Origin of the sequence: Parablautia muri (genome assembly GCF_009917485.1) — a bacterium.
Lineage (GTDB): Bacteria > Bacillota > Clostridia > Lachnospirales > Lachnospiraceae > Suilimivivens > Suilimivivens muri.
Genome location: NZ_QZDT01000027.1, coordinates 36,688 through 59,785 on the forward strand (window position 1 = coordinate 36,688; position 23,098 = coordinate 59,785).

20 protein-coding genes are annotated in these 23,098 nt (G+C 42.9%); 6 read left to right on the top strand and 14 right to left on the bottom strand.

The window, feature by feature from the left end:
* Positions 1-23 precede the first annotated feature (23 nt).
* Entirely contained in the window at positions 24-1,574 is a 1,551-nt protein-coding gene (locus tag D5281_RS15515; RefSeq protein WP_160561016.1) for an ABC transporter substrate-binding protein, read from the bottom strand.
* On the bottom strand, positions 1,531-1,683 hold the full coding sequence (locus D5281_RS15520; RefSeq protein WP_160561017.1) for a hypothetical protein: 153 nt from the start codon (positions 1,681-1,683) through the stop codon (positions 1,531-1,533). The genes D5281_RS15515 and D5281_RS15520 overlap by 44 nt, the downstream gene beginning before the upstream one ends.
* Positions 1,684-2,085: 402 nt before the next feature.
* On the opposite strand from D5281_RS15520, the gene D5281_RS15525 reads away from it, so the two are divergent.
* Positions 2,086-3,123, top strand: a complete 1,038-nt coding sequence (locus tag D5281_RS15525) for a LacI family DNA-binding transcriptional regulator (RefSeq protein WP_160561018.1) — start codon at positions 2,086-2,088, stop codon at positions 3,121-3,123.
* Between the two features lie 83 nt (positions 3,124-3,206).
* Here the strand turns inward: D5281_RS15525 and D5281_RS15530 are convergent, their stop codons facing one another.
* On the bottom strand, positions 3,207-5,552 hold the full coding sequence (locus D5281_RS15530) for a thiamine pyrophosphate-dependent enzyme (protein WP_160561019.1): 2,346 nt from the start codon (positions 5,550-5,552) through the stop codon (positions 3,207-3,209).
* Positions 5,552-6,712, bottom strand: a complete 1,161-nt coding sequence (locus D5281_RS15535; protein ID WP_160561020.1) for a 2-oxoacid:acceptor oxidoreductase family protein — start codon at positions 6,710-6,712, stop codon at positions 5,552-5,554. The genes D5281_RS15530 and D5281_RS15535 overlap by 1 nt, the downstream gene beginning before the upstream one ends.
* 237 nt (positions 6,713-6,949) lie before the next feature.
* Here D5281_RS15535 and D5281_RS15540 point away from each other — a divergent pair, with 237 nt between their 5' ends.
* Positions 6,950-7,711 (top strand): FHIPEP family type III secretion protein, encoded by a 762-nt coding sequence (locus D5281_RS15540; RefSeq protein WP_160561021.1) that lies wholly within the window; start codon positions 6,950-6,952, stop codon positions 7,709-7,711.
* A gap of 58 nt (positions 7,712-7,769) precedes the next feature.
* Here D5281_RS15540 and D5281_RS15545 read toward each other — a convergent pair whose 3' ends face one another.
* The 9 genes from D5281_RS15545 to D5281_RS15585 form a co-directional block, all read right to left on the bottom strand.
* Entirely contained in the window at positions 7,770-8,255 is a 486-nt protein-coding gene (locus tag D5281_RS15545) for a hypothetical protein (protein ID WP_160561022.1), read from the bottom strand.
* A 4-nt stretch (positions 8,256-8,259) separates the two neighbouring features.
* Positions 8,260-9,015 (bottom strand): peptidylprolyl isomerase, encoded by a 756-nt coding sequence (locus tag D5281_RS15550; protein WP_277935396.1) that lies wholly within the window; start codon positions 9,013-9,015, stop codon positions 8,260-8,262.
* A 143-nt stretch (positions 9,016-9,158) separates the two neighbouring features.
* Complete coding sequence (locus D5281_RS15555; RefSeq protein ID WP_160561023.1) at positions 9,159-9,941, bottom strand: ABC transporter permease subunit; 783 nt, start codon at positions 9,939-9,941, stop codon at positions 9,159-9,161.
* On the bottom strand, positions 9,938-10,813 hold the full coding sequence (locus tag D5281_RS15560) for an ABC transporter ATP-binding protein (RefSeq protein WP_160561024.1): 876 nt from the start codon (positions 10,811-10,813) through the stop codon (positions 9,938-9,940). The genes D5281_RS15555 and D5281_RS15560 overlap by 4 nt, the downstream gene beginning before the upstream one ends.
* The gene (locus tag D5281_RS15565) at positions 10,803-11,291 is read right to left on the bottom strand and encodes a DUF3021 domain-containing protein (RefSeq protein WP_160561025.1); all 489 of its coding nucleotides are present in this window, start codon (positions 11,289-11,291) and stop codon (positions 10,803-10,805) included. Before D5281_RS15565 ends, D5281_RS15560 begins: the two co-directional genes overlap by 11 nt.
* Positions 11,281-11,736: a LytTR family DNA-binding domain-containing protein gene (locus D5281_RS15570; RefSeq protein WP_160561026.1), complete on the bottom strand. Its 456-nt coding sequence runs from the start codon at positions 11,734-11,736 to the stop codon at positions 11,281-11,283. Before D5281_RS15570 ends, D5281_RS15565 begins: the two co-directional genes overlap by 11 nt.
* Positions 11,737-12,141: 405 nt before the next feature.
* On the bottom strand, positions 12,142-12,879 hold the full coding sequence (locus tag D5281_RS15575; RefSeq protein ID WP_160561027.1) for a hypothetical protein: 738 nt from the start codon (positions 12,877-12,879) through the stop codon (positions 12,142-12,144).
* Between the two features lie 58 nt (positions 12,880-12,937).
* Positions 12,938-13,642 (bottom strand): LytR/AlgR family response regulator transcription factor, encoded by a 705-nt coding sequence (locus tag D5281_RS15580; protein WP_277935397.1) that lies wholly within the window; start codon positions 13,640-13,642, stop codon positions 12,938-12,940.
* Between the two features lie 157 nt (positions 13,643-13,799).
* Complete coding sequence (locus D5281_RS15585) at positions 13,800-14,492, bottom strand: hypothetical protein (RefSeq protein ID WP_160561029.1); 693 nt, start codon at positions 14,490-14,492, stop codon at positions 13,800-13,802.
* A gap of 487 nt (positions 14,493-14,979) precedes the next feature.
* Between D5281_RS15585 and D5281_RS15590 the strand changes: the two genes are divergently transcribed.
* From D5281_RS15590 to D5281_RS15605, 4 genes are all read left to right on the top strand, one after another.
* Positions 14,980-17,223, top strand: coding sequence for a DUF3160 domain-containing protein (locus D5281_RS15590; RefSeq protein WP_160561030.1), 2,244 nt, complete (start codon positions 14,980-14,982; stop codon positions 17,221-17,223).
* A complete protein-coding gene (locus tag D5281_RS15595; protein WP_160561031.1) occupies positions 17,220-18,857 on the top strand; it encodes a CapA family protein in 1,638 nt (545 codons plus the stop codon). The genes D5281_RS15590 and D5281_RS15595 overlap by 4 nt, the downstream gene beginning before the upstream one ends.
* 374 nt (positions 18,858-19,231) lie before the next feature.
* Complete coding sequence (locus tag D5281_RS15600) at positions 19,232-21,055, top strand: YfhO family protein (RefSeq protein ID WP_160561032.1); 1,824 nt, start codon at positions 19,232-19,234, stop codon at positions 21,053-21,055.
* Complete coding sequence (locus D5281_RS15605; RefSeq protein ID WP_160561033.1) at positions 21,046-21,762, top strand: YfhO family protein; 717 nt, start codon at positions 21,046-21,048, stop codon at positions 21,760-21,762. Before D5281_RS15600 ends, D5281_RS15605 begins: the two co-directional genes overlap by 10 nt.
* A gap of 50 nt (positions 21,763-21,812) precedes the next feature.
* Here the strand turns inward: D5281_RS15605 and D5281_RS15610 are convergent, their stop codons facing one another.
* Positions 21,813-22,637, bottom strand: a complete 825-nt coding sequence (locus D5281_RS15610) for an MBL fold metallo-hydrolase (protein WP_160561034.1) — start codon at positions 22,635-22,637, stop codon at positions 21,813-21,815.
* Between the last annotated feature and the right edge of the window lie 461 nt (positions 22,638-23,098).

The window sequence follows — 23,098 nt, forward strand, 5'->3', positions numbered from 1 at the left end:
AACAGGTCAGATACACAACAGGATTATTTATCCAGCCAGCAATCAGCAAGAGTCCACGTATCATTATGATATACACCTCTGTTGTCATCTTTGACATAATCATACTTGAAAACGGCTGTTTTTGAGGTGTAAAGAGGCCTTCCGAAAATTGCAAGTCCTTCCTCCGCATCATACATCAGCTTCTGCATATCATGCTCAAGTTTATGCTTTTCTTCCTCCGTGGGAGCCGTACGGATTGCCTCTAAAAGATCCATTGCCTCATCCGGATGCTGGATACCAGGCGCATAGAAGGCTCCGTTATAGTCAAGATGACGTCCCATATAAAGGCCGAGGTCCGGAGAGATTGCAGCGAAGTGTCCCATGATCCCCGTCCATGTCCCCGTAGAATACAGATTCACCTGTGCGCTTTCATCAACAAGGTTCATTTCGCAGTGAATTCCTACTTCTTCAAGCATATTTGCAATCGCGGTAAACTCGTCTTTGTGTCCCGGATTCGTTGTGAATGTAGTTGTAAATCCATCCGGATATCCTGCCTCAGCCAACAATGCTCTCGCTTTATCCGGATCATAGGTAAAATGATTGATATCGTTATTATAAGTAACTGCATCGGGTGTTGCCCACTGGTCAAGCTCAATCCACATGCCATAACCAAAAGCTTCCACAACTGCTTCCACATCTATCGCATAACACAGAGCCCTGCGCACCAGAGGGTCGGCAAAAGGTCCGTCTTCTGCGCTGTTAGGGATAATACCTGTGCTGACAAATCCCTGGCCTGTTATATTATCCTCTGTCTCATAATTTCCGCTCATAGCCAGTTCATTTGCGATAGTCATATCATCCATTTCAAGCAGGTCGTATTCTCCTGCCTGGAACGCAGAGGATCTGGTGGTAGGTTCGTCCACGGTATAAATTTCAACTCCGTCAAGATAAGGTTTGCCTTCCTGCCAATAATTTTCATTCTTCGCATACTTAACGGAAACCCCGGGTGAAAAATCAGTTACCTGGAAAGGTCCCGTACCGCAGGAACTGTTTCGTAAGGAATCCACATCCTTTAAGGCTTCCGGTGACATATAATATACGAAGAAACCTACGGCTTCCAATGTGGATGAATTCCAGGAATTCAGAACCATCTTAATATGGGTGTCATCAATCACTTCACAGCTTGCAATATTGTTTGTCTCATTACGCTCACTCTTCTGATACTCTTCAATATTGGCCTTAACCGCTTCCGCATTAAACGGCATTCCATCTGCAAAAGTAACGCCTTCCCTTAAGGTCCATGTAATACTTGGTTCATCTGCATCCGTTTCCCACTCTGTGGCAAGCTTTGGTGCTAAGCTGCCATCCTCGGCATAGGTCACCAAAAACTCATATGCAGTTGTCAAAAAAATCAATGACGCATTGTTTGAACATTCCGGCGTATACCCCGGTGTGGATACGGTAGATGCGGAAGCGTACCTTAAAACACCGCCGCTTTTCGGTTCTCCGGAACTTACCGCCCCACCGGATGTATCAGAACTGTTGTTTTCCTCAGTACCCCCCCCCAGATGCATCTTCGGCTGCACCGGCATCATCTGCTGCTTGCGTTTCTCCTGACGGTGCGTCAGAAGATTTCCCACATCCTGCGAGCATTACGGCTAACATAGAAGCGGACAGCAATACTGCTAACACTTTTTTCTTCATTTTTCATCCTCCTGTGTATTTGTTCTAAGTACTACGTTGTACTTGTATCTTGAGTATATCACAGTTCAACCCTTTGTCAATATACAACGTTATACTTATTGTTTTTTCGTCAATTTGCACTATTTGATTGTATTAATTTTGGTTATTATTACTATATGTTTCACGCACTTTATTCTAACGTTATACTTACTTATGGACTTATCCCCTTAAGACAATTCAGACAGCTCTCCTCGCGCAACCTGGCATCATATGATAAAGCACATCATACAACTTAAACGCAAATATAATATTTTTATGAAAAAACTTTTGTCTTGCTTTCTTTCTTGATCTCATATGTGGTACAATAAAAATAATAATGCCTAAAGCACCTGGTTCATCACTAATAAAATATGGGAGGTTATCATGGCTACTATTAAAGATATCGCCGCCAAGTTAGGACTTTCCCCAAGCACTGTCTCTATTGTTCTAAAGGGAAATGGCGATAAACGCAAGATAAAAAAAGAAACCCAGCAAAGAATTCTGGAGGCGGCCAAGGAACTGGGATATAAGCCAAATATTCAGGCTAAAATTTTGAGGGGCAGCCTTTCTTCAAAATCCAATATTTCTCTGTATTGGGTTTCAGATAACCGAATCCATCTGCTTTCCCGCTTTTTAAAAGGCCTCCAGACCACAATTATAGAAAACAATTATCAATTCCAGCTTTCTATCGTACCTTATGAGAACAACCACCTAGAGGATGTTCTGACCCAGGAGTCTGTGCTTGCTACAAATGCAATCATCATCTGTAATCCTTCAGAAACGGACATGGAATATCTGGAAAACAACGATTTTAATATTCCAATTGTTCTCTATAACAGATACTCAAAAAAATATTCAACTGTAACAATGGATGATAAAACAATCGGACTTCTTCCAGCTCAAATATTTGCTGCCCATGGCAAAAAGCATCCGGCACTGTTAAAATCTCCGGCTACTTTTTCCGGAATGAATATCAGGACGAATGTTTTCGAATTTCAGGTAAATGAAGCCGGGATGGAACACCCTGTTTCTGTTACGGTAGATGATACCATGAAGGGTGGCTATTTGGGCGCTCTTACTTTGTGTGGTTTAAACTCTCTGCCGGACTGCCTTTTTTGTACCTCTGACAGTATTGCCCTTGGAGCGCTCAAGGCCTTTTATGAAAGAGGTTTGCATATCCCTGAGCAAATCGAGCTCATCAGTGTCGGCAGTGGACGCCCTGAGCAGGAGGAATATTGTGTTCCTTCTCTCTCCGTAATCAGCCTGCCCCTGGAAGATATGGCCAGAGAATGCCTGAAAATATTGTCTGATTCTCTTAGCACGTTTGATTATGTTCCAAAAAGCGTTGCCTTTCCGACACCATACATTCCACGGGAAAGCTGCCCGGCGTTACTTCGTGCGAAAGAGGAACGGCAGATATAACATAATCTGCCATTCCTCTTTCACATCGTAATATATCAAACATTCTCTCAAATTCCATTACATGACCATATTTGTCATTTTACCTATAATATGGGATTTTCCGCTCTGGCCTTAAGCCGCGCAAAACGCCTGTCCACTTCCTCCTGCAACTCTTTCACAATATCCGCATAAGCTTCTTTCTGTAAATGCTTTGTTCGTCCCATCATGGACAGCCAGTCAAGGACAGGTACTTTTTTGCCCATCTTTTCAGGGTCATAGCTTAAAGTGGTTTTTCCTTTTTCCACCTCATAGAGAGGAAAATAGCAGCAATCCACTGCCTTTTCGATTACCCTCCGCTCCGCAGCTGGTTTATCATTCCAATTTAAGGGGCAGGCCGACAGTGCTTTTACGTAGGCTGTTCCCGTGGCAGCTGCATAGTAGGCCGCTTTCGCCGCCTTTTTGATAAAATCCATGGGGTTAGATTCTGCAACAGTTGCCACGTAGGGGATGCCTGTTGCCGCTATAATCTGAGGCATGTCCTTGTGGAAAAAGGGTTTCCCGTATTGCTCTTTGCCCACATGGGAGGTGGCACTTCTGGCACCTTTGGGGGTGGAGTAGGACAACTGATACCCTGTATTCATGTAGCCGCCGTTGTCATACTCAAACAAAATAAGTCTGTGGCCCCGCAGGGCCGTTCCCAGGGCAGATCCCATGCCGATATCCATACCGCCGTCTCCGCTTACCATAATAAATATGATATCCCCCGGCGGGATTTCTCCCTTTTTCTGCTTGCGGTAGCAGATTTCAGCAATTCCACTTAAAGCAGCCGCTCCATTTTGGAACAGGTTATGCACAAAAGGAACTTTGAAGCTGGTACGGGGATAGGCTGTTGTTACAATCATACCGCAGCCGGTCTGGAACAGAAGTACAACCGGATTTTCTATTGCCCGAAGCAGCAGATTCACATTGACCGGTATGCCGCAGCCAGGACAGGCGCCGTGGCCTGGGGCAAGGCGTTTGGGAATGGCCGCAGTGGCATTTAGGGTGCCGCCGCTTATTTGGACCTTTCCGTCCTTTTCTTCCGCCTTGGTAGCTCCCAGCTGTGTTTTTTCTGCACTTAAGGGGGCAAAAAAACGGTTGGTTCCTTCCGCCATCGCTTCGCCTTTAAAGCTTTCTGCCGGCTTCTCCTTCCCACTATCTGCTTTGGTGACACCGTAATATGCAAAATCAGGTGAATTGGGGTTTTCCGCCCATGTGACCATTTTGACGGCATCCTCCACAAAAAAGTCCTTGCCGCCCAATCCATAGACCAGATTTTTTATGTGCACCTCTGACCCATACATATTGTTGCTATTTGTTCCATTGTCGCTTGTCTCGGCTTCAATTCTTTGTCCGCTGCTCCCACATTTTTCGCTGCCGGCTCTCTGAATAGCTGCTCTCACTTCAAGGGAAAGATTTCCTCCTTTTGCACCGTAGCTGTCCTGCCTGTCCGCTACCAACAGATTTTCGGCATTTTTGCAAAGGGAAACAATCTCCCTATCCGGAAAAGGCCGCAGGGTATGAAGGGTCACTACACCCACCTTTTTTCCCTGATCACGCATCTGATCCACTGCTTCCTTTGCAGTATCATAAGAAGAACCAAGCAGCAGCAAAAGTGTCTCTGCATCTTCCCATTTGTATCCTTCCACCTTTTGGTATTTCCTGCCGGACAGTTCCCCATATTCTCTAAAAAGTTCCGGCAAAAGAGTATCCGCCTTTTTCATGGCAAGATGCAGCTGATACCGGTTATTAATCAAATCCGGCTCATTCATATAAGATCCTACGGTAATCGGATGGTCCAAATCAAGAAAAGGATAGTCTTCTTTCTTGGGGCCTATAAAACTCTGCACTGCCTCATCCCGCTCAAAACGCAGGCACCGTCTTTTCTGGTGGCTGGTAAAAAAACCATCATAGGCTACCACCACCGGCAGCCGCACTGTTTCCGCAAGCTTTAAGGAAATTATATTAAAATCATATACCTCCTGGACCGAGTGTGCAAAAAGAATGGGCCAGCCTGCATTTAACATAAACATGATATCGCTGTGATCCCCTTTGATGGAAAGAGGCCCCGATACAGTTCTGCACACCACATTCATGACCATAGGATAACGCGTTCCCGACTGAACCGGGAACTGTTCTATGGCATACAAAAGCCCGTTGGCGCTGGTGGCGTTTATAACTCTGCCGCCTCCTACCGCTGCTCCATAGCAGATACCTGCGGCGCTGTGCTCTCCCTCGGCTGCAATCATAATCAGATCACTCTCTCCGTTTGCCCGCATGACATCCAGGTTCTCCGCAATCTGCGTGGAAGGTGTAATGGGATAATAACCCATCAGATCGTAGCCAATCTGCCGGATGGCGATTGCCGCCATCTCATTTCCACTTGCGTATTCCGTTATCTGTTTTTCCATTACACTTCCCCGCCTTCCATTCTTTTTTCCGTCAAATAGGACTCCGAAGTAACATAGCCGTCAGGTCCTGCTTTTATATAATAGTCTGGCATACGCAGCAAATCCTGATTGGGCATGAAATACTCTTTCCGGGGATGCTCCGCTTCTATCCCTCTGACTAATGCATTCACTGGGCATACTTCCACACATCGGAGACACCCCTTGCAATGGTAATAATCCAGCCCCTGGTTAACCATCATTTCTTTCCCCTTATACTGTCCCGGTGCAAACTGAAAAACCATATCCGGGCAGGTAGAATCACACATTCCGCAGTTGATACATCTTTCTTTGATAAAAAGCGGAATAAAACCCTGTCTTGAAGGAGAGAGATCTGTCGCTACCGTGTTGCCAAACTCAGGGTTGATTCCGCCTATGGGGGCCGTATCATATCCCCATTTAACGGCAGGTTTTCCCATCCTGAAACTCTCTTTTTCCTTATTTCCCTTTTCTTTGTTTTCATCTGTTTTGTCTGCTTTTGGCGCCCTTTGTTTCTGTTTAAGTAAATCTGCTCCGCCTTTTCCTTCTATCTTTTTTACTTCATCATGACCTCTTTTGATCCCTTCCAAATTCCCCCTAAGAGCGTCCGGGTACTTTTTTCCAAGTGCATCTGCGCAGATTTGATTCATATCTTCTAAGGCCACAAATCCCAGCACCCGGGCCATAGCCCCCAGCATCACCACATTGATTCTTGCGTGGGTTTCCATTGCAATTTTTTGCGCTTTCACAGCATAACAAGCCTTCAAATTATCCGGGACTTCTATCTCATTCGTTTCCTGGCCCTCCTCAATGGCAATAATCACCTCTGTGTTCTCATTGCAGCCCGCCCATACATTCTTCTCTTTTAAAAGGGCCTGATGGAAAATCACCAGCAGATTGGGCGTTATCACAGGGGAATGAACTCTGATTTCCTTTTCCTTTTCGCAATATCTGATAAATCCTTTTACCGGCGTACCTGTCTTTTCCGAACCGTAGCTGGAAAAGCTGGCGCTGTTTAAATCCAAGTATTTTACGCCCAGCTCTCCCAACATCTTGCCGCATAGATTGGCCCCTAATCCGCCTATACTTTCCAGACGGATTTCGTAATAGCCACTGTCAGTCATAGGCAGTTTTATTTTTCCCATACCATACCTCCATTTTGGCCGGCAATCTTATTGATTGTCCTTTTCCTTTTTTACAGACAGTATGTTTTTATTTTGGAAAATTATTCATTTATTTTGAAACGACATGATTATATTTTCTATGCGAATGCCACCTTGAGTCTTACCCCAACAATACATTGTTTTACACCCGCATCTTTCATGGGTATAATGACATCATACTCATCCAACCGGTTGGAAGCAAAAACAGGAGGTATAAACATGAAAGAAAACATGGGAGAAGTGATTTGCCAGTATCGCCAGAATTTAAAAATGACTCAGGATGACTTTGCCTATCGTCTGGGTGTCACCCCACAGGCAGTGAGCAGATGGGAGCGCGGAAACGGTCTGCCGGACCTTTCTCTTATAAAAGGGATATGCGGCATCCTGCATATCAGCGCCGACACACTTTTAGGAATCAGCGACAATCCTATCACGGAAAATAACAATTTACAAATGGAGCAGGAAATCCGCCATAATCTTTTTGCTGAACCTGTTGCCCTTGAATTTGGAGAAGCTCTTATCCCCTATGTGCTGGAAGGGTATAAAACAGATTATCTGAATCAAAAAAGAAACGACCTTGCCAAAAAGTATGGTATACTAATGCCTGTTATAAGGCTTCGCGATAATCTTGCATTAGATAAATCTTCGTACAGAATCCTTTCCTATGATTATGTTCTACGTGAAGCTCATATGAAGCTTTCTGCAGATGAATCCGATATCACAAATCCTTACTATGAAATGCTTGATTGCATGGTGGAAGAATGTAGAAAAAACTATAGCCAGATTCTCAACAAACAGCTTGTCAAAACCATGATTGATAACCTGAAAGAACTCTATCCTGGAACTGCTGACGGTCTTGTGCCTGAAAAGATAAGCTATCTTAAGCTCACAGACCACCTCAGATGCATGCTGGAGCAGGGGAAATCAATCAGAGATTTGATTCATATTCTTGAAGAAATGGAAAGAGAGCTACTCCCTTAGCAAAAAAAGACCTGGAAGATATGACTATGAATCTTCCAGGCCTTTTTCAGCGTTTTTATCAACTTTCGTTTTCCGAAACGAATACTCCCACATCTATAAATTCATACATTGTCTGCGCTTGCTTTTGCGTCTGAAAAAAATGGATTTCGTTATACGCTCTGAGATTTTCTTTCCACTCCGCTATGTTTGCAATAAATTCTCTTGCGTTTTCTGCAATGATATAGGTTCTTTTATTCTTGTCAATATAGCATATAGACGCATCGCTGTCTAAATCGCTCATCATCCCAACAGTTGCAATATATCCGCCCTTGCTGTCTATTGCCATAATATCTATCCGAGGAATTGTATAAAAGTCTACTTTCACATCCATATCATCAAAAATAAAATGAACGTCATACTCCTTCGCCAGTTTTTGATATTCCGCATTTCGGGCAGAGACAGACATAGAATAAATAGTTGTCCCTGCCTGAATAATCTCCGCATCCTTCATAAATGCGGAGATACAATTGTTACTTTCTGTCATATCTAAATAAAATTTTTTCACCCATCTACTCCACATACTCGATGCTTTCAATCACTGGCCTGTTTTCTTCCGGAACCACACCGTTTCTGTCCTGACCTGTGGTATTCTCGCAAATATCATCCACAATCTCCATTCCCTCCGTAACGTGCCCAAAAGCGGCATAGTCCCCATCAAGAGAAGTACCATCCTGGTGCATGATGAAAAACTGACAGCTTGCACTGTCCGGCAGACTGGAACGGGCCATGGAAATCGTTCCCCTTGTGTGAGAAATCGGATTCTCCACGCCGTTGCTTGCAAATTCTCCGACAATCGTTTTATCTGAGCTTCCCATGCCTGTTCCTGTAGGGTCTCCCCCCTGCATCATAAAATCCTTTATAATACGGTGGAAAGTTAACCCATCGTAAAAGCCTTCTTTCACCAGTTTCACAAAATTGGTTACTGTAATCGGTGCAGCATCTGCATCCAGTTCTACCTTGATCGTTCCTTTATCCTTGATGTTAATATTTACATAATGTTTGCCGGATAACAAGGCCTCATCTCCCGCACTTTCCGCCTGCCCATCATCAGCCTCCTGGACTGCAGCGTTTTCCTCCTGGTTTTCTTCCTCCTGGATGCTGCCGGTTCCCTCCTGGCTTTCTTCCCCCTGGGTGCTGCCGGTTTCCTTCTGATTTTCCTCTGCAGTCTTTTCTTTTAATCCGCAGCCAGCTGCTGTCGCAATAAGCAAAGCGCCAATAAACAAACAGATTATTTTTCTTTTCATAGATTTTATCATTCCTTTCATGTTTATATCCCCCCTGCATATCGCAGGCTGCTCCCAAACCCACAATGCATGTTCGCCAGCCTCACTTATTATACCACACAATTCATATTTTTCCATTCTAAATATCAATTTCTATTCCTTCCGGGGTTATGCCGTTGATGCTGTTAAAAATCTTTTCTTTTATAAAGTACTGCTGCCGCGCAGCCGCAAAATACAATCACCACCACGCTTATTCCCACCATTTTGCCTTCTATACTTCCGTTTATAAAAATCTCCGCCGCATTCGAAAAGTAATAAGGCGTCACATATTTCAGATTTTTTAAATCGGGCACAATTCTGCACATTAAATCCATTCCATATAAAAGTATAGCAAATCCAAGGGATGCCCCCATCTGCTTTTTTCTACAGAAAACAGATGCTAAAAAACAGATGCTACCCACCTCCAAATGCATCAAAAACTGTGCCCCATGGAAAAGTAAAAGCTCCCTTAAGGGCATCATTTCCCCTGCGCAGATAAATCCCAAAAGCTCCCAGCACAGACATATGCCATTCAATAAGGCAATGAGTGCTGTCATTGCTATGTATTTCCATACCACAATATAATTTCTTCCAAAGGGAAGTGTATTTAAAAACTCAACTGTATGTCCTTCTTCCTCCTTAGTCAGCATGCAAATGCCCATCATGGCAGCAAACATTGCTCCGCCCACTGCAAAAATCATAGAAATTTCCGTAGCAAAAAACCCTTCCATTGTACCAGCATCCATTCTGTCCAGGTTAAGTGCAGTTGCAAAGGCTCCCATCTGCGCATACACATCTCCCATTTCTTCCATCGTCTCCTCCAGCCCTTGAAACAGCAAAATACACCCAAAACAACAAATACCAATACATATCGTCCATGCCAAAAGCTGTTTTCTTCCCATTTTCAATTCTTGTATAAAGAGTGTCATATTTGCCCCTCCTTTTGCATATCAGCGCCACTTTCCTTATCTTCATAGTAATGCCTGAAAATTTCATCCAAAGACGGTTCTTCAATCAGCACATCCTCCACCTGCATGTTCGCCAGTTCATGGAGCAAAGCATTTATTTTACCTGTGTAAACAAATTCCCTTTTCTGTCCGCCCCTTGTAAGTTTCACATACCGTGCGTCAGACTTTGATAGATTTTCCACCGTATCCGTGCGGATAATCGCCCCTTCTTTTATGATAGCCGCATGCCTGCAATAGTTTTTTACCTCCGAGAGCACATGGGAGGATAAAAAGCAGGTTGTCCCCTGGCGGTTGTATTCCAGCAGCAGCTCAAAAAACGCCTCCTGCATCAGCGGGTCAAGGCCGGAGGTAGGCTCATCCAAAATGAGAAGCCTGGGTCTATGCTGCATGGCACAGACAATGCTGACCTTCTTACGGTTTCCCAGGGACAATTCCTCTATTTTCTTTTCCTCATCTACCTTAAGCACTTCACAAAGTCTCGCAGCCTCCTTGGAGCAGTCGGTTTTTCTGGCTCTGGCAGCAAATGAGATCACCTCCTTCACCTTCATGGAAGGATAAAACATGGCCTCAGAAGGCATATACCCTACCTGCCGTAAAATCTCATTTTGATTCTTGACCGCATCCATTTGCAGTATCCGGATTTCTCCTTCCTGATAATGAAGCAGTCCAAGCATACTCCGAATGGTGGTAGATTTTCCTGCACCGTTTTGCCCTAAAAATCCAAAAATATCTCCTTGCCGTACGGAAAGGGAAATTGCCTTTACCCCTCTCTTTTTCCCATAGGATTTGGTAAGATTTTTTATCTCAATTATATTTTCCCTTTCATGCGTCATAAGTTTCTCCTTTCTTAAAGTCCTCCAACATTTTATTTAGATTATCCGTGTCAATTGCACGCTTTATTTTATTGGCCAGATACATTACATAATATGTGGCAGGTACATATACTCCAAATAGCAATGTCGCCATATAATTTCTGTCAAACCACCTAAATCCATATGAAAGGGCAATGTAAAGGCCGCTGCAGCAAATAATACCCGGTATATCCTTTTTCCTGAGCTGACTGGCTTCATCAAAATTGTGAAATACGTAAACCTGCACATAACTGATCAAATACGATGCCGCCATCATTTCAAACATATAAAAAATATTCGCCCAATGGATTTTTTGGCAAAGCAGATATGCGCAGTAAAAGAACCAAATACAAAAAAAATAAGTACAGGTTTTATAATCAATCACAATTTCTAAATTCAAATAGTTTTTAAAACGTTTCTTAAATTCCTTTCCCGATTCCATTTTTTTTCTATTCCTCATCTTCCTTTACGCCTCCTTTTAGCTTTTGCCGCAAAGCCTTTGCATATCTTCTGGAAATCATCACCTGCTCGCCGTTTTCCATTGTGGCCCGTATACGGTTCCCCGGTTCGCTTTTCAGAAAACCGATCTTGTAAATATTCAGTACCATAGATTTGGAACAGCGAAAAAACCCCCTGTTTTCATACGTAAGCGCCAATTCAAACAGGCTCATCTGCACTTTGCAAACTCTGTCCTTAAGGTAAGCATAAGTTACTCCGTCCACACTTTCCAGATACAGAATGCACTCTGGGGACAGCAAAAGTGTTTGTCCTTCTATGACCGCACATATTTTCCGCCCGCCGCTCTTTACAATTTCCGCTAATGTCTCCACCTGCTCATTCATTTCATGGTATCGAATGATTACCTCATCCTCCCCCTTTGCGACTTTTTCCATTGTAAGTTTCATCTATCCACCTCTTAGTCAACAATCCCGCTGCAGATTACATCTCCCACATAGGCTCTAAATACCTGCCCTTTATGAGGAATGATTTTATCTGTATTGTAACAGATTTTCTTTTCTGCACAATGGCAATACCTGTAAGGTGCACTTTAGAGCCTTTCAAATACATAAACAGCGCGCAAAACAAACAGGGCAGTCTATTTTATTTCATGAATGTCAAAACCTCGCGAAAATAGACTGCCCTGCGTAATACCATTTATAAAAAATACAGATATAATATGGGCTCAGCGCTGCCGGAAATATGCGCTTTTTATTTCTGTTGCTACTTGTCAGGGACGTATTTTTTCGTGAAAAAACCCGGGAGATTTCTCTCCCGGGCCACTCATATATATAAACATAATTTACAGCCATTCAGCCTTTGGAATTATACTTTCCTCCAAGCAATGCTTCAAAAATATCACTTCCATATTGATTATATGTGTAATTTCCGGCATATATGCTCTTATTGATCACCGCCAGATTCGTTTCCGCATTGGATATAACATTCTCCACCCTATTTCCGATATCGGACACAAAGGTACCCTCCGAGCCCAAAACCTTCTTTAAAGTTTCCGCATCCGCTGCCTTTAAAAGCTCCTGGTCTAAAGACAATGTGCCATCTTCCTTCTGGGTGATGCCAAGACTCTCCAAATCCTTTTGGGCATTCTTAAAATATCCCTTCATCTGCTTTAAATAAATCTCGTTGACCTTACCCTGCTCCTCGCTCATACTCTTAATCATAGTATTGTAATCTTCCACCAGGCTGACAACCTCTTTGCGTACATCCACCTTGTATTCGGCAATTTCATCCTCTGTCATTTCATCCCATTTTTTTTCAGGCCAAACCAGCAGATTTTTTGCATGCTTTTTGACGCTTTCCGCCGCCTCCTTCATGGTCGTGTAATTTTCCTTTGCTTTCCGGTCCGCTTCGCTTACTTTGGTGTTTTGCTGGCCGGCTTTATTATTAACGGAATTAACCACGCTGTCCTTATTATTCGTACCGTTGAGCAATGCCTTTCCTGTGGCAACGCTCTGTGCCCTTGCCCGCGATTTAGCCTGACTAAGCAGTCTGTTTTGCGTAATAAGTGAATTGACTTTACTTGTACTCATTTCCTCATCCTCCATCCTATCAATTATTCCTGAAACCGGGCCTTTACCCTGTAAATTTTTATTGCTGTTTCCTGCGCAGAAATTCCATATAGACATCCACAAAAGAACTATACTTTTGTTTTGCCATTAAAATGGTTTCTCCGTTTTTGATCTGTATATTTCCGGTGTCATACCCTTGTACCGCATTTAAGTTTACCAGATACCCTCTGTGGCAGCGAAAAAAATCATCCCCCAGCATTTCCTCAAGCTCGCACATTTTAGCGTAATAAGAAATCTGTTCCTCCTTCAAATGCAGCACTATCTTTCTGCCCTCATTTTCCGCATAAAAGATACTCTCCTTGGGAATGTTCCGGTATAAGCCTTTCACCCGTACCACCAGAGGTTCCGAACATTTCTCTGGCCTGCATTCCGCAATGGCCTGTTCCAGCACCCGGAAAAATTTTTCTTCATCTATCGGCTTGAGCAGGTACTGAAACGCCTGCACGTCAAAAGCATCAAAAACATATTCTTTAAGAGCGGTTACAAACACGATTATCGCTTCAGACTCCTGCCGAAGGCTTCTGGCCATATCGATTCCGCTCATTCCTTTTAAATCAATATCCAGAAAATAAATATCAAATTCTTTCCCTTTCTTCAGCAATTCCTCCCCTGAGGAAAACACCTCTACCCGGCAATCCTTTCTGTCCGCAATCCCTCTTTCTATCAATTGTCTCAGATATTCTCCCATGCTTTTTTCTTCATCGCAAACGGCAATTCGAAGCATATCCTGGTAACCATGTCCTTTCTTCTGTCAGTATGCCGGGGACACAGCCAAAATTTTATCCCCCATAAGTCATATATATTTATATCGGTCTTTTTTCCCAAACCTAAAATTATTTTGTAATAAAAAGATGTTTTTTTGTAATCAATGATAATCGCCCCTAACTTTCTGTCAGTTCCGGGTTCAGCAATAATCTTGCAAAGCTGATGGACTGCGCCATGCTCTGTTCGGCAAACATCCCTTCATAGTCTCCCCTGCGTACAGCTGCCTCCTTTAATACCTGACCCATGATCTTTTCTTCCAGGGCCTCTTTATTCAGCATTTCCATATATTTTTTATGTCTCTTAGCCCGTTTCTCCCAAAAGCTTTCTTCCGATTCCTCGTCAAAAATACTGCCGCCTTTTCCTCCCTGAAATCCCATGCGCCAGCTATCCCCACGGTATTCTTCCTTGGTCTCCCCGAACCGGTGCACGGTAAAACTTCCCCCGCAGGTACTGGCCCACGGATCATAAAATGAAAAGCTGGCTTTCAGCGTGTCTAACACCCATTTTTCATAGGAAGGATCCTTTTTCATCGCCTCAAAGCCTTTATCCGTAATGTGAATGGAAATGGAGCTCATGGCCTGGGAAGGATGCATCGGTATCTGAGATATTTTTTGGTAAATATACTGCTTATATTCCTCAAGCGTCATATCTTCCGCAGAAAACGCGCCTACTTCTCCGGTCTCATAAAGCGTTCCCACCGTGTCCATAAAGCCCACAGCTCCTTTTGTTTTCGTTCCGGCAAGCTGGCTTTGCAAAAAACCGCTATATGCCTTGGTCATACTGTTTACAAAAAAGTCGTTGCCCGCCATTTGTTTTCCCCTCCTTAACGTCTGTCTAAAATCTGCTCTTGGCGCCAACTTGCGCCATAATTGTGGAAGCGTATCATCAAAGTTTCAATCCCTTGAAAATACGCTCTCCATAGCTCCCTTTTGATGATAGATATATCGTTCGTTCCGGGAATATACTTTAGCCGCTTTATATGAAATCAATCAATTATGTCATAAACCCCTTCCTTCTTGTCAATGCCCGTAAATTCCCCCTCGCTGAAGGCGATGTTACTTTTTAAAGTTCAGCCAATAAACAGCTTGAAATATTTGTTTTTTCCAAGCGTCCTCTGGCCAGCCTGTGAAAAGTAACAAGGCGATTTGGAATGGTTGGATTTTAAACCGCAGATTGTTGACTTTTTGCAGGAACCCCCTATAATTATGAGCATAGCGGCAGCCGTCAGATGTTCATGCAAGCATGCCTACTTGGCTCGTTGCCCGCAGAAATCAAAACAACAACGGAGCATTTATTATGATAAAAATAAAAAAGAAATTCCTAATTGCATCAATCTTATCTATCAGTATTATCACAAATACTTTAAGCGCATGTTCCTTTCAAAATCGGACAGACGAAAATGCGGCCCCTTTTGTATCCTCAGAGTCCATCTCCTCTCCCCTGCTTTCTCCGGAGCAAGATAACAATACCCAGGCGCAAAGCACTCCATCCAATATCTCCGCCGGGTATTTCCCCGATAGCCGGCCCTTACTTATCACCGGCGGGGCAAGTGTGGATACCAGCAGTGTAGTCCCCTGCATCAAAGCCTATACCATCAATCCCGATTTAAGCAACATCTCTAATTTACAACAATTTTATCTGACAGAGGAAATGGCAGAAAAGCTGGCCCGAAACGGATTTGTTGTGCAGGACCGGGGCTGCAATGAATTTTTTGAGCTATATGAAATCAACAGGTACGCCCAGATACCCAATTTCGTCACAGTCGATTCCCTGATGCACACTTATCATCTTTATTTCAGTTATCTGTTAAAAAATATTGAGAGAACTTATCTGAAAGAGTGCATGACGCAATTAAGCGGACATATGCTCGCTGACAGTATGGCCCAGTACGACCGGCTCAAAGGCAGTCAATGGGAATCCGCAGCAAGACGTAATGTGGCATTTTTTGCGGTTGGTGCTAAGCTGTTAGATGAAAATACGGAAGTTCCCGATTATGTAAAGGAGCTGGCTGGCCGTGAGCTTGAGAGCATTGCGCAGGCAACAGGCAACGCCATGTCTGAGCTGGCTGAAAATTACGAGGATTACTCCCAGTACATTCCCCGCGGATATTATGAAGGGGATAGCAGTCTGGAACAATACTTCAAAGCAATGATGTGGTACGGCAGAATCCATTTTCCCCAGGATAAAGAGGACATGAACAGAAGCGCTCTGTTAATGATCATGGCTCTTTCCAAAAACCAGGCGGCATATGATCTTTGGGAATCCGCCTACGTTGTCACATCCTTTTTTGCGGGAGCCAGCGATGATAACGGTGTGTGCGAATATGCATCTGCTATCCGCCAGATATACGGAGATTCTCCCACCCTGGATACTCTGTTGGAAGATGAAAATGCGTTTTCTAAGTTCCAGGACCTGATTGCTTTACTGCCCGCTCCCCAAATCAATTCCATTCCCATTGACGATGGGGAAGATAACGTTATTCCAGGTTTCCGTTTTATGGGACAGCGTTTTACCATTGATGGGACTATCATGCAAAACCTGATTTACCAAAGAGTGGGGGAAAACAGCTCAGGCCAGCGGCGTATGCTGCCTGATGTACTCGATGTCCCGGCTGCTCTTGGCAGCGATATGGCCCTTCGGATTCTGGAAGATGCCGGCGCGGCAGACTACGCAGGTTACAGCCAAAATATGGACCGATTAAAGCAGGCTCTTTCGAAAGATAACGAGGCTTTGTGGTCCGCCAGCTTATATGCCGGCTGGTTAAACACCCTGCGCCCATTACTTACCGCCAAGGGAGAGGGCTATCCGGTTTTTATGCAAAATGAAGAATGGCTGAAAAAAGACCTTGAATGCTTTGCAGGCAGCTTTACGGAATTAAAGCATGACACCATACTTTATTCCAAACAGGTATTGGCGGAAATGGGCGGCGGCGAGGAAGAACAGGATGACCGGGGGTATGTGGAACCTGAACCTCTTGTATACGCAAGGTTTGCTTTTCTTGCGGACCAGACCGCCCAGGGTCTTGCCTCATATGGAATGCTTACGGAGGATGATAAAGAAAACCTCTCACGTTTATCTTATATCGCAAACCAGCTGTTGACTATTTCCAACAAGGAGCTTACGGAAGAACTTTTAACCGATGAAGAATATGATTTTATCAGATATTACGGCGGAACCATTGAGCACTTCTGGTATGAAACCATAAAAAATGAAGGGGCATCCGAATCCATTTCCACCCAGGAATACCCCGCAGGAGTTGTGGTGGATATCGCAACCGATCCCAACGGCCAAGTGCTTGAAGCCGCAACCGACAATCCTTCTTCCATTTATGTTGTGGTGCAGGTTGACGGCAAGCTGAAAATTGCAAAAGGAACCGTATATTCTTTTTATCAGTTTCCATGGCCTTTAAGCGACAGGTTGACAGACACGAAATGGCGACAAATGATGGGAATGGTACCTGATGAAACCGGTTACTATAACTTTAGTTTCCCTCTGTCAAAGCCAGACTGGACCTACAGCTACCGGTGTGATTCGCCATGAAAAGTAACATCACCAGGCGCTGGCATACTTTGCCAGCCACCATATGCAGTAAATGCCGCTCCGTTTTTAAGAGCAGCTTATGGACCCAAAAGACTTTTAGGAGCATTATGGCGCTGGCATGTGTCGGCGCCGTCTTCTATCTTGCAGGAAATATCCTTATCGATAAGGGACTCCTTCTGCCTAAGTGGATTACATGGGAAAGCGGAACGTACTATGCAAATCCGGTTCCATATCAAATCATATTAAATCATAAAGCGGTCAACATCTTTTACGATAACGCCCCCATCTGGACATCCCCGGATGATATAAAAGTCCAGCAGGTATTATCCTGCGACATAGACAGGGATGCGGAGGAAGAACTGGTTTTGCTTTGCTGGAAAAAGGGGCGGTTCGGCAGCTATAAACCCTTCTGGGTGGAAGAAGACGAGGCCTGCTGGTCCCAGCATATATTTGTATACGAATATGACGATGGGAAGGTGACACCCAAGTGGATGTCATCTTATCTGGGGCAAAATGTAGCGCGCATGGATGCAATAGAGTCCCTGAATGCAAACAACGGATACCACGCTTCGCAGAACATCCTTATGTTAAATAGCGAGCAGCCCCTTCTGCAAGTTGGCCGTCTTTTCCTGACGGACACAGATGGACTTATAACCCGCTGGGTTTGGGATTCCTGGGGCTTTAAAAAAGAAGATACGGACGTATCCTTTGCCGTCTTTGGAGACAATCTCATCCATGAGGCAATCTACCGATATGGCCTGTATCACGGTGAATCATTTGATTTTCTCTTTGAAAATGTCCGGGAGCTGATAAACGGCTGTGACATTTCCGTCATCAACCAGGAAACACCTTTGACAGATAATCCGTCTCTGTATAGTGATTATCCAAGATTTGGAACTCCTGTAAGCGTAGGGGCGGCCCTTGCAGATGCGGGATTTGATGTAGTAACCTGTGCAACCAATCATGCCCTGGACCAGGGCGCCCACGGCGTTCAAACTACAAAAGAATTTTTTGACTCCCACAATATCCTTTGTCTGGGCATACAGGCAAAATGCGGCAGTTCCCATACTTTAAAAGACACTCCTGCCTTTCACCAAGAGGACCGGCGCCCTTATGAAATCATTGAAAAAAACGGCATCCGGTTTGCATTATTTAATTATACCTATGGCACAAACGGCATCAGAATCCCGGAAGAAAACCCCTATATGGTACACTTGCTGGATGATGAAGACGAAATCAGAGACGACATCCAAAAAGCCCGCAACGAAGCAGATTTTATCATTGTTTTTGCCCACTGGGGCACAGAAAATTCCCAGCAGACAGATCCATTTCAGCAAAAGTGGGCCCAAATCTTTCTGGACAGTAAAGTGGACGTGGTAATCGGCACCCATCCCCACACCCTGCAGCCTTATGAAATGCTTACAGATGACAGTTGCCATGAAATGCTGGTTTTTTACTCTATCGGAAATTTCGTCAGCGCACAGCCTGAAAAAGCCTGTGTAAAAGGCGGTGTGGCAAGCTTCACCGTATCACTGACATCTACCGGATATAAGGTGACGGAGTATGCTCTGCAGCCCCTTATAATTGTGCGGGAAGATGATGGGATGTATACGGTAAAGCCAAAGTCGCAGTAGCTTTTCCATCAAATTCCATCGTCCTGCACAAATATGCCTGTCAGGTCAAACCCGGAATGAACCGTTGCAATGAATTGCAGGACGTTGTATGCAGCAAGATTGCATAAAGCTGCGCTCAGCGTCCTGATAATTGATTTTTATGCGCTTATTAAGATTTCACTTATCATTCGGGGCCTCTTGTGTTATACTTTTATTCGTAATGTTTGGATAGATTGATCAATGCCAAATTAAACCTTTAAGTACTAAAAATCAATAGCAGAGCTATAATAAGTTATAGAAAGGATATCAGCCAACCAGCATGTATCGCAAAGGAAATCCGGAAAGAAGAAAATACTATTTTTCATATACAATTATATTCACAATCGTTTCATTCATTGTTTTTTTTACCTTTTATAGTTCGTGGAAACAGTTTTATCAGCGGGGCTGATGGTTTCAACCAAACTTATCCTGCATATGTTTACATTAGCAATTATATCAAAGAACTCTTTAAGTCTATTTTCGCTCATGAGTCTATATCCACATTTGATTTTTCAATAGGTTTTGGAAATGATATTATTACTACTTTAAACAGTTATGGAATTGGTGATATTTTTTATATAACTGCATTTTTATCATCTGAACCTTATTCTGAAATATTGTTAACTTTGACTGTTCTATTAAAAATTTATATGACTGGAATATCCTTTTCCGTTTGGGGAAGATACCATAAATTATCTTCTCCTTCTTTACTTGCCGCATCCATTTTTTATGCCTTTAACGGATATACATATGCCTTTGAGCTTTTATTTCCGGCTTTCATAATCGCGCAGTTAACTTTACCATTATTTATACTTGGTTTAGATATGCTGATAGAAAGCAAGCAAATATGGAAAGTATCTAAATTACTAATTATATCTATATTTCTTCAGGCATTAAATGGTTTCTACTTTTTGTACATGGAAACTCTTTTTGCTATTTTATACTTTGGAGTCAAATTTTTTGTCTTATACAATAAGCAATGGAAAAGTTTTTTTCTCCGCGCCTGTAATGCAGCATGGCAATACCTTTTAGGAATAGGAATGGCTTCTCTTTTCTTTATACCGGTATTATTAGATTTCCTTAAATCCCCAAGAAGCGAAGAAACATCCTTTTCCTTCGCACAAATCATAGAAATGTACTCCTTAGAGACATGGACGGAGCGTCTGGAAGGACTCATCAGCGGACCTGGCTATGGCAGCGGACTTGGATTATGCGCTGTTGCAGTGGCAAGCATCCTGTTCCTATACAGCATACCCCATAAATATAAGGAACTTAAAATTTTATTGACCATATTCGTTGTGGGGTATTGTTTTCCAATGACCGGAAGTATCATGAATGGTTTTTCCTATTCAACAGAGCGCTTGTTATTTTTGCTTTACTTTCTCATCGCAATGGTAATCGCCAAATCACTTTCACAGCCGGATCATATACCCCGCCAATGTTTCTATATCCAGACTTTCATATTCGTCATATGGGGGATTGCTTTATTTGCACTAAGCGGAGTAAATCTGCAAAGTATATTGCGGATAGCTGCATTTGGTTTCAGCTGGTTAAGCCTTATTTATATCCTTATCCGAAAACCGAAATCTTCTTTTATGGCTAATGAAAAGCTATTATCCATGCTTGCGGTAGTCGGCATCATCTTGGTTGGTGTTATGAATAATTTCCCTGTAGTCGTAGGCGGAAAAGGGTTTTCCGCTTTATTTTTGAACTGGGGTGTATATCAGGATATTAACGACAGTAAATTTGCACAGTGCGCAAAGAAGGATTCTTTAACTGAAAATGCGTTGAGAACAGACATTTACGATACCTGTCATAATGCTGCAACGATTTTAAATGTAAATGGAACTTCTTCTTATTACTCTATTGCAAATCCAAGTGTTTACTATTTTTTAACCGAATATCTTGTTTCTCCCGGTATCGAAGATTCTTCATTTACTTACAAAGGGCTGGACAGCAGACTATCTCTGGAAATGCTATTATCAGTAGGAAGTTATACCGACACCATTGATGCAAGCAAAATATATACAAATCCATATATACTCCCTTTCGGATTTACCTTCGATTCCTACATTTTAAATGAAGATGCCCAAAGTGAAGATGTTTTAGACCGTAATGCCGCATTAGTAGAAACGGTTACTTTAAAAAACTCCCCCAAAGTAGTAATCTGTTGCAGCTAAAACAGCTAAAACATCAGTGGGAAAAAATAGAAATTGTGCCAACCTATGAAAATATCCATCTCGAAGCTAATATTTTATCCGTAAATCAAAGCAGTCAGATTCATATTCCACTAAATGGACTAAATTTCTCTGAGGATACGGAATATTACTTGTATTTTCATAACATGATATATTTGGAAGAAAATTTATATCAGGATTTGGATATTGAGGGAAAGAGAATGCGTCTGCGCCCACTAGGAAGTTATTCCGGGCAGAAAAACACATATATGGTCAAAATACCCATCACTCCGGAACTTGCAGAAAAAGGGTATATTGCTATTTGTTTCCCGGAAGAAGGAACATATTCCCTTGGTGAAATAGAGTTAAGAGCATTAAATATATCTTCCTATCCGGAACATTATCAAAAAAGAATGGAATCCACTTTACAGGATCTTACAATAAAAGGGAATGAAATTACCGGGAACCTGCAAACAGCAACGGACAAGCTTTTATTTATGAGTATTCCATACAGCACTGGCTGGCGGTGTTATCTCAATGGAAACGAGGCGCCAGTTCTAAATGCAAATATGGGATTTTGTGCGGTTGAAATACCTGCCGGAGAATATTCGGTTGTATGGAAATATACTACGCCCGGATTAAAATCAGGATTTATTCTGTCATTCATCTCATGCAGCTTTTTTATTATACTTTTATTAAAAGAAAAATGACGCAAAAGAACTATATCCTTATCGTCATAATATTACAGCAACAGACTTATTTAACCAACAAAAATTTCATCCCCACTGTGCACATACAAAAGCTGCTCTCCCATGAGCTCCTTCATCATCTGATAAGGGAGCTCCCCTGTGCAGTGCCCTGTGTAAAATACACTGTCTCTTTTTTTCAATTGAATAGCGGTCTCTTTTATCATTGCTATATCTTCTTCCGTATATCCGGACTTTTTTCTCATATGGAAACCGCTAATCACCACATCCGGGTCTTTTCCATATATTTCCCTGTATTTATCAAGAATATTTAAAATACCATTGTGGGCGCAGCCTGACAATAAAATTCTTTTTTTATTCTGCGTAAGAACAACATACTGCTCGTGCAAAAAATCATCCTGGTAAAATGTCCCGTTCTTTTTCACTTTCAATTCCATGTTGCCTGATGGCCAGCTCTTTCTCCCTGTCACATTGGTAAAGACAGAAATCTCACCGTCAATTTCCTTATCCCCTTCTAGCAGCTCCACCTGGGGAAGTTCTGCTACTTGCGGGTCTATTCCTATATATTTCTCCATATCGGCGTTTTTATGATAATACGCCTCCTTTGCCAATTTCTGCATCAGAATTTTCGCCCCAGGATTTTTACGGGTAAACTCAAGTATCCCACCTGCGTGGTCGTAATGCCCGTGGCTTAAAATCACCATGTCTATTTGCAATAAGTCCACCCCAAGCCTAAAGGCATTTTCCATAAAAGCGCCTGATGCGCCTGTATCCACAAGGAGCCTGTGCTTTTGCGTTTCCACATAAAAGCTCAGACCATGTTCAAATAAGCAGCATCTGTTACCTTCCGTATTTTCAATCAAATTGATTATTCTCATATATACCCCCTGCATACCGCAAGTTATGCTTGCGGTACTGCGTTAATTCCCCTGCATATCGCAAGCTTTGTCTGCGATACTGCCACAAACAACAGATACTGCGTTTAGCACTACACCCCTATGTTCATAATATCCTCAGCCAATATCAAATGCGCTTGGGATTAATGTCATTATACTTTAAAATATGAAAAAAGTCATTCTGCAAGTTACTTTTCAGACGTTGGTCAGAGGATGCTTGGAAAAAACATCCTGGCAGTATAAGCCTTCGGCCAAACAGTTATGAAACTGTAATGAAATCTAAATGATTGTAATTGTCAGTGTAAATGGAGCGTAGCATAATCTAGTAGTGTACAAATATCACATAACAAGGAGGAGATACATAGATATGAAAAGTTTGAAACAAATAAGTAGAGGACAGCCAAGAAATAAAGGGCATAGCAATCAAACCATCTTAATAGGTG